The sequence below is a fragment of the Microbacterium sp. NPDC089189 genome (assembly GCF_040685095.1).
GTDB lineage: Bacteria > Actinomycetota > Actinomycetes > Actinomycetales > Microbacteriaceae > Microbacterium.
On record NZ_JBFBHG010000003.1, the window covers coordinates 23220 to 36857 of the forward strand.

The following is a 13638-nucleotide window of genomic DNA, read 5'->3' on the forward strand; positions in this document are numbered from 1 at the left end:
CCGGCTGTTCTCCTCCTCCCCTCGCCGTATCTCCTCCCTTCGTCGATGCGCGGAGCGGATGCGGCGGGCCGCGGGCGCCGATTGGCGGCGTGGCGCGGGCTGACGTAAGCTGTTCGGCGGTGACGTGTCCGAGCGGCCGAAGGTGCAACACTCGAAATGTTGTGTAGGTTCACCCCTACCGTGGGTTCAAATCCCACCGTCACCGCCAGTTGAGAAGCCCCGCGATCCTTGTTTTTACAAGGATCGCGGGGCTTCTTTCTTGTCGCGGAATGGCTCGTGAGTAAAAACGAGAAAAGCCGTTCGCGACGGCCTCATCTAATGGATGGGCCTCCGGGTTGCGCGGGGTGCTGTGGAAGCTGCGGCGGCAGCTGTTCACGTTGGGTGGGCTCGGACTCCTGCTACAGGAGAAAGGCGCTGTGGCGAGCTGCGTCGAGAGCGTGCGCGACGCCATCGAGATCGTCGTCGAACAGGTCCGCGTACGTGTCGAGTGTTTCCGCCGCTGACGCATGTCCGAGCATGCGTTGAACTGCCTTCACGTTCGCGCCGGCGCAGGCTGCTCCCGAGCTGCAATCGGCAGCCGCGAAAACCATGGATGCTGTGCGTGAGTCGGGTCGGGTCGGGTCGGGTCGGAGAGATTCTTGCGGGGGTGAACAAAAATACAACACACATCCCATCAGCTAGCGGTGCGGCCACCTACCGAATTCCTGACGAGCTCACCGAGACCGTCATCGGGGAGGTCAAGAACACGCAACGTCTTTCGTATACTGCACAACTGCGGGACTTTGCCGCCTACGCCGAGCAGGAGAATCTCGTCTTCAACGTCTACATTCGCGAGTCAACAAAGCCGAGCGGGCCGCTCCAGGCGGCACACGATGCCGGGGTGCTCAACCTAAAGTGGATACTTCCGTGAACACGTCGGACGAGATCGCCAAGCAGTCACTTCTGGCCCGCTTGGCGGCATTGGGCTACGAGGTCGGGTCTCTAGCGGAACTACGTAACTCGGGTCAGCGGTATTCGAGCGCCATCGCCGTCTTGATTGAAGCGTTGGGTGAGATTCATGACGAGCGCTCGCTGAAGGAAGTGGTGCGCTCCTTAGGCGTGCCGTGGGCTCGGCCCGCAGCAGTCGCTCCGCTCATTGCCCTCTTCCACACCTGCGACGGGGCGAGCGACAGTGATCTTCGGTGGGCGATCGGAGACGCACTCGGCGCCACGTGGGACGATGCGTGGTTCGACGACCTTGCGACTATCGCAGCAGACCCGAAGTACGGACGCGCGCGGGAGATGCTAGTCCTCGGATTCGGTCGATCAAAGCGACGGGAGGCGGCGGACGTCCTCGTGAGTCTGTTGCCGGATGCGACTGTCAATGGGCATGCCGCTTCGGCCTTGATCAAGCATCCAGCTCCAGAGGCGGGCCCGGGCCTGCAGGCCTTATTGAACGACAGGCGTCCCTGGGCTCGAAAGGCCGCAGCCAAGGCGTTGTCGAAGATCGCCGAACTCTCGACCGCTGATCCGGCTCGAGTCGATGTCGACTACGCGGAGTCATTGAAGTGGCTGCACGCTGATCTCGCCACTCGGGGTCCGCGCGCATTCGATGGCACTTCTCGCGAGTGGTCGACCTCGCTGGATTTACCAGATTGGCCCGGTTTCGCGGCGTACCTTGCGCAACATCTTGAGGGCGAGTTCATCCCGCCTCTCGGGCCCAAGCTCGTCACCGTCGTAGAGAACGCGCCTCTGGACGCCGAGGATTTCGTGGACCTCGCAACGATCATGGGGTTTGTGCGCCTGGGATGGTTCATCGGCGACGTGGAAACCGTCGACGTCCATTTGTGGGGATCCGATAGTGTCGTCGCCCTCTGTGACGTCTGGACAAATGAGCAGTGAGCGTGCGAAGCGTTCGTGAGGGGTCGATGTGTTGGCGGCCCGGTGTCTTCGTCTTCTTCTGGAACGGGCGGCAGGAACATGAAGCATCCACATAGTCACGCGGGCGCGGATCACACACCGGACGCACCGTCGGGTCCGAGCGCTCCGTTGACATTGCGGCAGGACATCGGGCGCGCGCTCCGCAACGAGAAGCCTCCGATGGGAATCGACGGGCGCCCCGTCGTCCAGCCGTGGGCGGTGGGTCCAGGCCGGATCGTCGCGATCGTTGTGGGAGCGCTCGGCGTGGCATTCGCCTTCTTCTTCCCGCCACTGTCGATCGCTTTGGGTGTTCTCGGTTTCATCCTCGCGAACACGGCATGGGGGCACTTGAAGGCGGGTGACCCGCGTCGGCCGCTGACCTTCTGGGGGCAGATCCTCGGCGGCGTGTCCGTACTGGCAGGTGTGATCGGCATCGTGGTGTTCTTCGCGCTCCGATGAAGCGCGCGGGCCGGCACGGCGCTGGGTGCGTTGTTCAGTTCTCGCGAACGCCGCGCGGGTGCTTGAAGAGTTCGGAGTAACGACCGACTGAGTTCAGATGACCTGTTGGCCGAGGCAACGGCGTTCGCGAAGAAGAACACGATCGGCGAGTGGCCTGCACTGATGATGGTTCTCCTCGGCAAGTTACGAGGGATCGATATTCCAGATGCCGTCCAGGGCGCGGTGCTTGCTGCCGAACGGTACTGGCTCACGCAGCACGGCAGGCCTGAAGACCTTCTCCGGGCGAAGGAAGACGTTTGGGCATATGTCGACACACTTCCCTCGCGGGGGATGGCGTCCTCGCGCGGACGGGCCGCACGAGCTGTCCTTTGTGTTCTTGAACCCGATGGGGATTGGAACGCCGCGTCGATGACAGCGGATTGGTTCGCGGACGTCACATGTCACAGGAACGGCTTGAGTGATTAGCCGGCTAGGTGTGGTGTCCCGGGCGTAGTCGCGTGAACAGTGCGGTCTGTTGACGGGCCCCTCCCCGCGGTGGGTTCAAATCCCACCGTCACCGCCACTTGAGAAGCCCCGCGAGTCCTGATTACGCAGAGGTCGAGGGTTTTCTTCCTCCCTGCAGGATCTCCGGGATAGAGAAATGAGAAGTTCCTTCGTGCATCCTCCGTCAAGCTGCCAGTGGGGGCGAGAGCCCATGTTGGTGAGGCATGGGCGGCATTCGGTAATGTCGGCCGGGAGCCGCAGATGCAGCTGCTCAACCAAGGACCGCAGTCGGCGTTCGGCGCGGGAGAGGTTCTCCGATGACTGGTGCTCCGGCGTTCGCGCTCGTCCATGGGTGGTTGGAGATTCTCATCGAAGGGTCGCCGCGGCGCCGCGTGCAACCCGACGGTCGTGACGTCCGCTTTATCGCAGTGGTGCCGCAGGTAGACGGGGTGCTCGTGTTGTCGAACCCCGTCGGGGCGGGCGGACGGAAGCACAATTTGGCCTTAGTAGATGGGCTGGGAGAGGTGGTGTGGCGCGCGGAACTCCCGCCCGGTCAGCAGGTCGAAAGCTACGCAACCGTCACCCTCGATGGGAGCGACGAGTTGTTCGCGTCGACATGGAGCGGGTTCTTGGTCGCTCTCGACTGGCGGACAGGGAAGATCCTCTCGTCGGACTGGGGCAAGTGATCTGTTGCGGGGCGACGGCGGGCATCGCGGACATGGGAGTCCTGGATGTCAGGCTGTAGAGATTTGAACGTCTTTCCGAGCGCTGCGAATTCGGGTTCCTCGACGGGTGATCGCCGGAATGTTCTCGGTGAGTGTCTACACGGTCGTCGTACTCGATGACAGCGCGACATTCGATTTGAGACGCCGATCGATCAGGTTCGACCCGGCAGCTATCGAGAGCGCGAGGTCAGCCATCCGATCGGTTTCGGACACCTTCCCGGTCTGTCCGGTGTTTACATTCGGCAGCGATGCCGGGGCGGGCGTGCTCTAGCTACGATGCAAGGCTATGGACGTGACGCTGCCCGTTGACTCAGCATGGACTCCGGTCCTGCGGCTGGACGAGTCGTCGTGGCTGGGCCTCGTCGGTACCTCTCTCTACGTTGGCGGCCTGAGTGAGCCGAAGCGCGAGTTGGATCCGGCGCATCCGATCGCGCTGCTTCCTTGCCTCGAGCGCTCTCGGCGAAGTGTCGTCTCGGAACTCACTGAACGCGAGGCGGAACTCGATCGTGCGCCGGGTTCGCTCGTAGCGACGGTTCCGTTAGGCCTGGTCGCGAGCATGGCGGTATTGACGCGCCTGGATTACTGGGTCCTGCGGGCGCTGGATTGGCTCGATGATGGGACGCCGGATGAGGCGGAGAAGCTGCTGCTCGATGAGATCACTCACGCAGAGTGGGCGTCCCAGCAGGCAAGGCATCGTGCGCAGCACGTTCTGCGAAAGTACGCGGCGAGAGAGTAGCCCCGGGTCCGCCCCACACGTGGGGGCACCTAGTCCGCTGTGGGTGAAGCCGCGCGCTGAGTTTTCGGTGGTGGATCGTGGGCTGCTGGATGGTGACTGACGTCCGTCAGGCCGAGTTCTCCGGTGAGAGTCGGGGAGGTGACGCTTACCTTCGGTGACGTGCGTGCTTAGATCTACTCTCGAGTGGAGGACCGGAGTCGGAGCGGCTATCCAGTGACGACGCGGCGATGGCCCGGATGTCTGACGCGGAGCTGGGGATGAGAATGCGAACCGGACTGGAAGATCTACTCATCCGTGGACTCGACGACTGGACCTACCTGGCCGAAGCGGCCCGGTCAGTGGCACGCGGCGCGGATCCGGCAGGGAGCGTTCGTGAGGCAACGTTGGCCCTGGTGGAGGACGCACTTCGGAGCGGGCTTGTCGTCCCGGGTGATGTGCTTGACGACGGTTTTCACGAATGGCGTTTGAGCGCGACGCCTGCGATGGCCCGTATCCGTGAGGGATGGGAGCGGGACTGGGGGAATGAGATTCCCACGCCTGGGGCTGTCGTATGGCTTTCGAACACTCCCGCTGGCGACGGGATCGCGAGAGACGTCCTCACTCGCGAAGCCGCCGAAGAACGTCGCGATTGAACCGCCGCTCGGCGCGACGGCGATGACGGTCGAGAGTGACCTGGAGCCCGCACTGCGCGATGACGGCGGACGGGGTCTGGATGATGTCTTCGCCGCTGAGGGTGGGTGAACACGGCCCGTCGATCACCCCGAGCGCTTTCAGGTAGTTCGTCGTGCCGCGATCTTCCTGTTGTGCCAGGTGATCACTGCGAGCGCCGCGATCGGGCCGGCCAGGATGATGACGAACGGCCAGTACAAGGCCTCTGTGCTGAGAAGCACGGCCCCGAGGACGATGAGACCCGCGCCGACAGAACGCAGCACGACGGATCCGGGAGGAACGATCTCGGCGTTTCGGTAGAAAGGGAGTCGGGTCGTCGCATTGGCGCGCAACGTGATCGTGAGTGCTGCGTGGAACAGGACGATTCCCGCAGCCGCAACGAGCCAGCCGACCATGAGCACGCTTTCGAGGCTACCCATCCCAAGCAACGAGCGCACGGGTCCACGCGGCTACGCTCCGCGGTCGGTTCGAGGTCGACAGTCGCCCCCAGCGAAGAGAGGGGGCGGGCTGTCGGTCGCCCGCCCCCTCGGAGATGAGAGGTGTTACTTGCCCTCGGCTTCGCGGGAGACAGGGGCCCATTCGGCCCACTCCGCCAGGCGCTGCTGGTAGATGTGCGGAGCGATCTGCGTGGGCTGCTCTCCGAAGAAGACGCGCAGCGGTGCTTTCTCGGCGTCGACGACTTTGAGGATGGCCGAGCCGAACCCGACGGGCTTGGGCTGGGGTGCTCCGGCCATGCGCTGTGCCATGGCCTCGTGCAGCGGCGCGTACGCCGGCAGTGCATCCGCGACGGTGGATGAGGCCCCGTTCCAGTCGGTGTCGAACCCGCCGGGCTCGACGAGGGTGACCTTGATCCCGAAGCCGGCGACCTCTTGGGCGAGGGACTCGGTGAGGCCTTCGAGCGCCCACTTGGACGCATGGTAGCCACCCAGGCTCGGGAACGCCGCGACGCCACCGATGGTCGAGATCTGGATGATGTGCCCCGAGCCCTGCTCGCGCAGGATGGGCAGAACCGCTTGGGTGACGTTGAACACGCCGAACAGGTTCGTCTCGAGCTGATCACGGAGCTGCTGCTCCGTGATCTCTTCGACGGTGCCGAAGAGGCCGTAGCCGGCGTTGTTGACGACGACATCCAGCCGGCCGAAGTTCTCGTGGGCGCTCGTGACTGCGGCGAACACCTGATCGCGGTCGGTGACGTCGAGCCGGAGGGGGAGGAGGGCTTCGCCGTACTTCTCGACCAGGTCGCTGAGGGTGTCGGTGTTGCGAGCGGTCGCGGCGACCTTGTCGCCACGCTCCAAGGCGGCGAGCACGAACTCGCGACCGAATCCCTTTGACGAACCAGTGACGAACCAGACCTTGCTCATGATGCTCCTCCGATGAGGGCGCCCCTCTGACGCCGCATGGAAACTATATGTCTATCTTGTCACTCGGTGTCAATTCCGCATCCTGGGGATATGATGAGTGGATGAGCGAGACACCCCCGGTGCCGATTCGTGAGCGCACACGACGTCTCGTGCAGACCGAGCTGACGTCGGTGGCGCAGGATCTGTTCGTCGCGCAGGGGTACGACGGCACCACCGTCGATCAGATCGCGGCCGCTGCCGGCATGTCGAAGCGCACCTTCTTCCGGTACTTCCCGTCGAAGGACGACCTCGTGATCGGCAAGTACGATCTGTTCGCCGATCGGATGGCTGAGGCGCTGGACGATCGTCCGGTCGATGAGCCCGTGTGGGAGTCGCTGCGACGAGTCTTCGACATCACTCTCGATTACGTGCAGGACGATCATCAGCGCGCCCGGAACGACGCCATGGACGAGATCGTTCGCAGCACGCCCCAGCTCTACGCCCGGTACCTGGAGAAGATGCAGCGCGTCCAGGAGCTACTCATCGGTCGCGTCGCCGTCCGGCTCGCCGGCCGCTCGTCCGATCCTTCGGATCCGCGTCCCGCGGCGATCGTCGGCGCGGCGTTCGCGTGCATGCAAGCCGCTCGACAGGCCTGGTTCGCCTCGGATCGAGAAGAGCCGTTCGGGATCTACCTCGACAACGCCATGGCGTCTCTCCGCGTCGGCTGACCTCTTCGCCGCTCCGGCGAGGGTTCACGGCGGGTCGCGATGACGCGGGGGTGAAGCGTACGAGCGCTGGCTGTGATGTCGATTCCGATGATCCGCTCACCCGTCGGAGCGATGCGGGAGGCCACCGCCCAGGAGGTCACGGAGCTGCTGCGTGTAGTCCTCGAACGCTCGGCGTCCGGTCACGGTCAGGGAGAGATAGGTGATCGGCGTGCGGCCCTGATGGGTCTTCGTCACGTCGACGTATCCGACGTCTTCGAGCTTGCGCAGATGGGTCGAGAGGTTGCCGGCGGTCATCTCGAGGAGCTCCTGCATCCGGGGGAAGGCCATCGATTCCCCGGGCTCGAGTGTGGCGAGCGTCGTGGTGATGCGCAGTCGGTTCTGCGCGTGGATGACGGGATCGAGATCGGTCATCGTCGCGCGGACCCGCCGCGTCCGCGCACCCACAGCAGGGTGACGACCCAGCCGCCGAGGAAGACGCCGCCGCCGGCCAGACCGACCACGAGGTACGGCGACGGGTAGGGGAAGAAGCCCGCCACCAGGGCGACGGCCACGAGCATGGCGCCGAGCACGACGCACGGCACCGCACGCCACACGGCCCCGGCCATCAGGTAGATCACTCCCACGACCAGAGTGTAGATCGCGGGGAAGTACACGCCGGCGACCTCGGGCGGCATCCCGTGAGCTGTCAACTGAACACCGAGGACGAAGATGCTGGTCAGCGCCACCGCGCTCGCCACACCGAAGACGGTGCCGGTGAACGCCGAATCCTTCGTGGTCTGGACCCCTCTGTCGCTCCGCGGGCCGAGCACGGCCGACGCGGCGATCGCCACCGCTGTCAGCCCGAAGAAGATCGCGGCAGCGACCCCGCTCGGGAGGGAGAAGGTCGGCTGGAGCCCATCGACGAGCCAGAGGGCGATGTATCCGAGGGTCCAGGCCACCGCCCAGGTGAACAGTATCCAGGGGATGAGCTGCGCCGAGCTGCGCACGACATGGTCCTGTTGGCGCTCGACAAGATCGAGCATGCCGGCGGGGTCGAGCGGGCGGTCCTCGGATGCGTTGTCCATATCAAGTTTGTATCACAAACCACTTTGCAAAGCTATGGTTGTGCTCGGCGGTATGGGCTTGACCCGCCTGCAGTGAGGGCGCCTCAGACCGTCGCCGACAGCGCATCGAAGGTCGTCTGCAGGATCGCGCTGGGTGAGCGGTGCTCGTCTTCGCGTGCCCAGGCGAGGAGCGCGACGTCGAGGCAGGCCAGGCTGGCCTGCACGATCGCTTCGGCGCGCACCTCCGCATCCGCGCCGGTCAGGCGTGCGGCGACGAGGGGAGTGAGCAGCTGGGCCCAGGCGAGGTGCTTCTCGAGGTTGCGTGCGCGCAGCGTCGGGGCGCTGATGAGCACGCGCATCGCGAGCTTCTGCCGGTCCTGCGGACCGGTGGATGTGGCGAGCATCGACGCATAGGCGGCGTGCAGCGACGACCACACCGGCTCCTCGGCCGGGCGAGCAACGAAGGCGTCGGAGACGAGCTCGCCCCACGCGACCCCATCGCCGCCCATCACGACGTCCTCCTTGGCGGGGAAGTACCGGTTGAAGCTGCGCGTCGAGATGCCCACGGACGTCGCGATCTGCTCGACGGTGACCTGATCGAACCCGTGCTCGGCGAACAGGTCGATGGCAGCGTCAGCGATCCGCGCGCGCACAGCGTCGCGGGTCATCTGCCGCAGCGTCGGAGCCTGGCGCGGAGGAAGGTCGGGCATGCCCAAATCCTACTGCCCACGCCGTAAGTGTCTGAGTAAGACAATTAAGGCGTAGTCTGTCGTAGATCGGTATTCGAGAGGACATCATGCAGACACGCACTCTTGGCCAGCAGGGCCTGACGGCATCGGCGATCAGCTACGGGGCGATGGGCACGGCGGTGGGGTACGGCCCGACTGACGACACCGCGTCCATCGCCGCCATCCGTCACGCCCACGAGCTCGGCGTGACGCACTTCGACACGGCGGAGATGTACGGATGGGGTCAGGGCGAGAAGCTTCTCGGCGCCGCGCTCGCCCCCATCCGCGACGAAGTGACGATCGCCACGAAGTTCGGCTTCGAGGCGCCCGCGTTCAGCCCCAACTCGCAGCCCGACCACATCCGCGCCGTGGTCGACGCCAGCTTGAAGAACCTCGGCGTCGACCACATCGACGTGCTGTACCAGCACGTGCACGACCCGGCCGTTCCGGTCGAGGACGTCATCGGTGCGATGAAGGAGCTCGTGGACGCGGGCAAGGTCGCGTATCTGGGCATGTCCAACACGACCCCGGACAACCTCCGCGCGGCTCACGCGGTGCACCCCATCAGCGTCCTGCAGACGGAGTACTCGGTCTTCTCGCACGAGTCCGAGGCGTTCTTCCCGGTGCTCGAGGAATTCGGGATCGGCCTGGTCGCGTACTCACCGCTCGCCCGCGGGTTCCTGACCGGCGCGGTCAAGCCCCGCTCGGAGTACGGCGCCGGCGACTTCCGGCACAACGTCCCCTGGTGGGCGCCGGAGAACTACGACGCGAACGTCGCCATCGTCAACGAGCTCACCGCACTGGCAGAGGAGAAGAACGCCACGCTCTCCCAGCTGTCGCTGGCCTGGCTCCTCGCCCGGAAGGAGTACATCGTCCCGATTCCCGGCTCGCGCAGCCGCGAGCGGGTGGCGGAGAACATCGGTGCCGCTGATGTGAGCCTGACGGCCGGCGACCTCGCCCGGATCGAGTCGATCGCCCCCGAGGGCGGCATCGGCGGCCCCATCGTCTTCTGAGGTGCGGAACGGGGGCGGGGTCGGCGTGCTGCGTCGGCCCTGCCCCCGTTCGCACATCGCTCTCTGGTGAAGCCGCCTCTGGACGGTGGGCGACCGGCTGCGCAGACTGTAGTCATCTGCCGCCCGCCGCGAAGGAGCCGCCATGACCGTGCCCACCGCCTACGGCCACGACCTGCAGGCCGATCCGGCCGTGCTGCGCGCCGCGCTCGCCGGTGCATCCGCCACCCCTTTCTGGCTCGACGATCCGGCGCGCCCGGAACCGCGACCGGCGCTCGCCGACGACACGACCGCCGACCTGCTGATCGTCGGCGGCGGCTTCTGCGGACTGTGGACCGCGCTCCTGGCGAAGGAACGGCATCCCGATCGCCGGGTCGTGCTGGTGGAGGCCCGTCGAATCGGCTGGGCGGCGAGCGGTCGTAACGGAGGGTTCTGCGAGGCGACCCTCACGCACGGCGAGGAGAACGGTCAGCTGCACTTCGCCGCCGACATGCCGGTGCTCGACCGCCTGGCGGAGGAGAACTTCGCCGCGTTCCAGGAGGCGTTGCAGACCCACGGCATCGATGCCGAATGGGAGACGACCGGGATGCTCACCGTGGCCACCGAGCCGCACCAGATCGCGTGGCTGCGGGAGGCCGCCGACGGCGAGAACGCCCGCTTCCTCGCCCGCGACGACCTCGGCGTGTTCGTGCACTCGCCGCTGTATCGCGCGGGTCTGTACGAGGCCGGCGACGTCGCCTACGTGCATCCCGCGAAGCTCGCGTGGGGGCTGGCCGAGGCCGCGGAGCGACTCGGCGTCGAGATCCACGAGAACACTCCGGTGCGGGGGCTCCGCACCGCCGGGGACGGGATGACGGCGCGCGCCGGCGACGTGCACGTCCGCGCGCGTCGCGTCGCGCTCGCCACGAACGCGTTCCCGTCGCTGCTGCCCGCGCTGCGGCTGTTCACCGTGCCGATCTACGACTACGTGCTGGTGACCGAACCGCTCTCCAAGGAGCAGCTCGCCGCCATCGGCTGGACCGGACGCCACGGCATCACCGACTCCTCGCGCGAGTTCCACTACCTGCGCAAGACCGCCGACGACCGCATCCTGTTCGGCGGATACGACGCGGTGTACCACCGGGGTCGCCGCATCCGCGCCTCTCAGGACCAGCGCGCCGAGACGTTCCAGCGCCTCGCCGACCACTTCTTCGCCACGTTCCCGCCGCTCGCGGGCATCCGGTTCACGCATGCCTGGGGCGGGGCGATCGACATGTCGACGCAGCTGACCGCGTTCCACGGCATCGCGAAGGGCGGCCGGGTCGCCTACAGCGCCGGCTACACCGGGCTCGGCGTGGGCGCGACCCGCTTCGGCGCCGACGTCATGCTCGACCTGCTGGACGGCGCGGAGACCGAGCGCACGAGGCTGCGGATGTCGCGCCGGCTGCCGATCCCCATCCCGCCCGAGCCGCTCGCGTACCCGCTCATCCAGTGGATGCGGCGGGCCGTGGCGCACTCCGATCAGAACGGCGGCAAGGACGGTCCGCTCCTGCGCCTGGCGGGACTGTTCGGCGTCGGCTTCGACTCGTGAGGGTGCGGCGCCCGCGTCGTCGTCTCGAACGCACAGGTCCTCAATAGGATCGGAACACAGACGCGGGAGCCGAGTCGGCAACGCCGCCGACGCCCGATCGAGAAATGCTCGGGTGGCATCGCGTCCGTGCCGACGCCGGTCGAGAGATGGGGCGGCGGCTCATGCGAGGGGGTCACGGATGCCATTGTTCGAGCAGGGAGCGACTCGGCGCGGCCGCATCCGCGTCTTCCTCCGAGCTCAGCTCCCGTTCGCGTTGGGCGTGCTCTTCATCGCGATGATCGCCGCGATCGTGCACCCGGAGGGGTTGTCGACCCCGGCCATGCTGATCGGATTCGGGATCGCCGCGGTCGCCACACTCGCGGCGATCGTCGTTCCCTGGGAGCGGTATCGACCGTCGTGGATGATCCTCGTCGCCGTCGCCGACCTTCTGGCCGTCGCCCTCGTGCGGGCGGAGCTGTTCCCCTTCGTGCCCGCCGTCACCATGCTGGCGGTGTTCCCGATCCTCTGGCTCGCCTACGGGTTCGCCTGGCCCGGGATGGTGGTCGCGGTGTTCGGGGCCGGATTCATCACCTCGTTCCAGTTCGCCTACGTCGGTGCGTGGCCCGACACCCCGGTGGAGTGGGCGAACGTCGTCACGCTGCCGACCCTCATCGTCGGCGTCGCCGTCATCGTGTTCGTCGCCGCCCGGCAGCTCCGCCGGAATGCTCGCCGTCTCACCGAGGCCTCCGCCGCCCAATCGGCCGCGCTCCGCGAGGCGAAGGACACCGAGGCGGTGGCTCTGGGCATCCTGAACACGGTGAACGCGGGCGTGGCGTTCTACGACAACGAGGGCCGACTCGACGTCGCGAACAAGCTCGCCCACGCCATGACGCAGATGGTGGGCTTCGAACTCGACGAGCCGCCCTACGCCGGCGACAACGTCCTGGCGGCCGACAGGGTGAGCGTCATCCCCTACGACCAGCAGATCATCCCGCGGGCGCTCCGAGGCGAGATCATCCAGGACCATGTCGAATGGCTCGGGCCTCCCGACGAGCAGGTGGCCATCATGGCGTCGTCCAGCCGCGTGTACCGCGACGACGGGCAGCTGCTCGGCACCGTGATCGTCGCGTACGACGTGACGGAGCTGGCCGACGCGGTCGAGGTGCGCGAGCAGTTCCTCCGGACGGTGTCGCACGAGCTGCGCACCCCGACCACCAGCATCACCGGGTTCCTCGACCTCATCGCCGACGAGCTCGATCCCGCCGACGAGAAGCTGCAGCGCTACGTCGAGATCGTCACGAGGAAGACCAACGATCTGTTCACCCGCGTCGGCGAGCTGCTGCAGGCCCACGGCGGTGAGAAGACCCTGCACCTGGTCGACCTGGATGTGGAAGGCGTCATCCGAACGGCGACCGAGCGGACGCGGGATGCCGCGGCGGCGAACGGGATGGCCGTGGAGGTCGCCGGCGCCTCACCGCTGCACGCGCGAGCAGACGCCGACCAGCTCGTCATCGCGGTCACGGAGCTGATCACCAACGCCGTGAAGTTCGGCACCCCGGGAAGCCCGGTCACCGTGCGGTACCAGGAGTCGGAGGGTCGTGTGCGCATCGCCGTGAGCAACAGCGGGCCCGGCGTGAGCCATGCGGAACAGCGCCGCGTCTTCGACCGGTTCTACCGAACGCCCTCCGCACGCTCACGAGAGATCCAGGGGTTCGGGCTCGGGCTCACCAATCTTCGGGCGATCGTCGACGCCCACGACGGGCACGTGCTCATCGACAGTGCGCCGGGAACGCCGACGACCTTCACGATCGACCTGCCGGTCGGCGGCCCGGCAGCGACACCGCCCGAGGAGGGATCCGCGGAGCTCAGAGCACCACGATGAAGCCGATCACCGCGCTCGCGATGAGCAGGGTTGCCAGGACCAGCGTGACGACCGGGCTCTCCGTGCGGCGCACGTGCACGGCCGCCGCGGCGAGCATCGTGACGGCGAGGGCCACCGCCGCGATCGGGGTGAGGAGAGGAGCGATTCCCGTGGCGAGCGGCAGGATGAGGCCCAGGGCTCCGAGGACTTCGGCGACGCCGATCGCCTTGACGCTGCCGGCGCTGAAGTCGTCGACGAAGTTCATCCCGCGCTCTTTGAGCGCGGCGCGCGGGCGGACGACCTTCATGAGGCCGGCGGCGAACAGCGCGAAGCCGAGAAGAGCGTTGAGGATCCAGAGGGCGATGGTCATGAGGTTCCGTTCGTGGGTCGGGATGCGGCAGGACTGCC

The 13638-nt window shown here is 66.6% G+C and carries 16 protein-coding genes, 1 tRNA gene and 1 pseudogene; 11 read left to right on the forward strand and 7 right to left on the reverse strand.

Annotation, left to right across the window (positions count from 1 at the left end; genetic code table 11):
• Window positions 1-118: 118 nt before the first annotated feature.
• A tRNA-Ser gene (locus AB0N73_RS02430) sits at window positions 119-208 on the forward strand.
• Window positions 209-398: 190 nt separating this feature from the next.
• Here AB0N73_RS02430 and AB0N73_RS02435 read toward each other — a convergent pair.
• Window positions 399-548: pseudogene (locus tag AB0N73_RS02435) on the reverse strand (site-specific integrase); the annotation flags it as partial.
• Between the two features lie 44 nt (window positions 549-592).
• Here AB0N73_RS02435 and AB0N73_RS02440 point away from each other — a divergent pair.
• The 6 genes from AB0N73_RS02440 to AB0N73_RS02465 all read left to right on the forward strand — a co-directional run bounded on the left by AB0N73_RS02440 (window position 593) and on the right by AB0N73_RS02465 (window position 4302).
• Entirely contained in the window at window positions 593-910 is a 318-nt protein-coding gene (locus AB0N73_RS02440; protein WP_363559993.1) for a putative toxin, read from the forward strand.
• Entirely contained in the window at window positions 907-1881 is a 975-nt protein-coding gene (locus AB0N73_RS02445) for a HEAT repeat domain-containing protein (protein ID WP_363559995.1), read from the forward strand. Before AB0N73_RS02440 ends, AB0N73_RS02445 begins: the two co-directional genes overlap by 4 nt.
• Window positions 1882-2079: 198 nt before the next feature.
• The gene (locus AB0N73_RS02450; protein ID WP_363559997.1) at window positions 2080-2358 is read left to right on the forward strand and encodes a hypothetical protein; all 279 of its coding nucleotides are present in this window, start codon (window positions 2080-2082) and stop codon (window positions 2356-2358) included.
• Window positions 2359-2463: 105 nt separating this feature from the next.
• On the forward strand, window positions 2464-2823 hold the full coding sequence (locus AB0N73_RS02455) for a hypothetical protein (RefSeq protein WP_363559999.1): 360 nt from the start codon (window positions 2464-2466) through the stop codon (window positions 2821-2823).
• A 335-nt stretch (window positions 2824-3158) separates the two neighbouring features.
• The gene (locus AB0N73_RS02460; protein ID WP_363560001.1) at window positions 3159-3527 is read left to right on the forward strand and encodes a hypothetical protein; all 369 of its coding nucleotides are present in this window, start codon (window positions 3159-3161) and stop codon (window positions 3525-3527) included.
• Between the two features lie 325 nt (window positions 3528-3852).
• A complete protein-coding gene (locus AB0N73_RS02465; protein WP_363560003.1) occupies window positions 3853-4302 on the forward strand; it encodes a hypothetical protein in 450 nt (149 codons plus the stop codon).
• A 770-nt stretch (window positions 4303-5072) separates the two neighbouring features.
• On the opposite strand, the gene AB0N73_RS02470 is transcribed toward AB0N73_RS02465, so the two are convergent.
• Window positions 5073-5366, reverse strand: coding sequence for a hypothetical protein (locus AB0N73_RS02470; RefSeq protein WP_363560005.1), 294 nt, complete (start codon window positions 5364-5366; stop codon window positions 5073-5075).
• Window positions 5367-5513: 147 nt separating this feature from the next.
• Complete coding sequence (locus AB0N73_RS02475) at window positions 5514-6332, reverse strand: SDR family oxidoreductase (protein ID WP_363560007.1); 819 nt, start codon at window positions 6330-6332, stop codon at window positions 5514-5516.
• Window positions 6333-6433: 101 nt separating this feature from the next.
• On the opposite strand from AB0N73_RS02475, the gene AB0N73_RS02480 reads away from it, so the two are divergent.
• The gene (locus tag AB0N73_RS02480; protein WP_363560009.1) at window positions 6434-7039 is read left to right on the forward strand and encodes a TetR family transcriptional regulator; all 606 of its coding nucleotides are present in this window, start codon (window positions 6434-6436) and stop codon (window positions 7037-7039) included.
• Between the two features lie 96 nt (window positions 7040-7135).
• On the opposite strand, the gene AB0N73_RS02485 is transcribed toward AB0N73_RS02480, so the two are convergent.
• The 3 genes from AB0N73_RS02485 to AB0N73_RS02495 all read right to left on the reverse strand — a co-directional run bounded on the left by AB0N73_RS02485 (window position 7136) and on the right by AB0N73_RS02495 (window position 8792).
• Window positions 7136-7450 carry a transcriptional regulator gene (locus tag AB0N73_RS02485; protein WP_363560011.1) on the reverse strand — a complete coding sequence of 105 codons (315 nt, stop codon included), beginning with the start codon at window positions 7448-7450 and terminating at the stop codon, window positions 7136-7138.
• Entirely contained in the window at window positions 7447-8103 is a 657-nt protein-coding gene (locus AB0N73_RS02490; RefSeq protein WP_363560013.1) for a hypothetical protein, read from the reverse strand. Before AB0N73_RS02490 ends, AB0N73_RS02485 begins: the two co-directional genes overlap by 4 nt.
• A gap of 83 nt (window positions 8104-8186) precedes the next feature.
• Window positions 8187-8792 (reverse strand): TetR family transcriptional regulator, encoded by a 606-nt coding sequence (locus AB0N73_RS02495; RefSeq protein ID WP_363560015.1) that lies wholly within the window; start codon window positions 8790-8792, stop codon window positions 8187-8189.
• A gap of 86 nt (window positions 8793-8878) precedes the next feature.
• Here AB0N73_RS02495 and AB0N73_RS02500 point away from each other — a divergent pair, with 86 nt between their 5' ends.
• From AB0N73_RS02500 to AB0N73_RS02510, 3 genes are all read left to right on the forward strand, one after another.
• Window positions 8879-9823 (forward strand): aldo/keto reductase, encoded by a 945-nt coding sequence (locus AB0N73_RS02500; protein WP_363560017.1) that lies wholly within the window; start codon window positions 8879-8881, stop codon window positions 9821-9823.
• Between the two features lie 142 nt (window positions 9824-9965).
• Entirely contained in the window at window positions 9966-11390 is a 1425-nt protein-coding gene (locus AB0N73_RS02505) for an FAD-dependent oxidoreductase (RefSeq protein ID WP_363560019.1), read from the forward strand.
• 178 nt (window positions 11391-11568) lie between these two features.
• On the forward strand, window positions 11569-13251 hold the full coding sequence (locus AB0N73_RS02510) for an ATP-binding protein (protein ID WP_363560021.1): 1683 nt from the start codon (window positions 11569-11571) through the stop codon (window positions 13249-13251).
• On the opposite strand, the gene AB0N73_RS02515 is transcribed toward AB0N73_RS02510, so the two are convergent.
• Window positions 13235-13600 carry a DoxX family protein gene (locus AB0N73_RS02515; RefSeq protein ID WP_363560023.1) on the reverse strand — a complete coding sequence of 122 codons (366 nt, stop codon included), beginning with the start codon at window positions 13598-13600 and terminating at the stop codon, window positions 13235-13237. The genes AB0N73_RS02510 and AB0N73_RS02515 overlap by 17 nt on opposite strands.
• Between the last annotated feature and the right edge of the window lie 38 nt (window positions 13601-13638).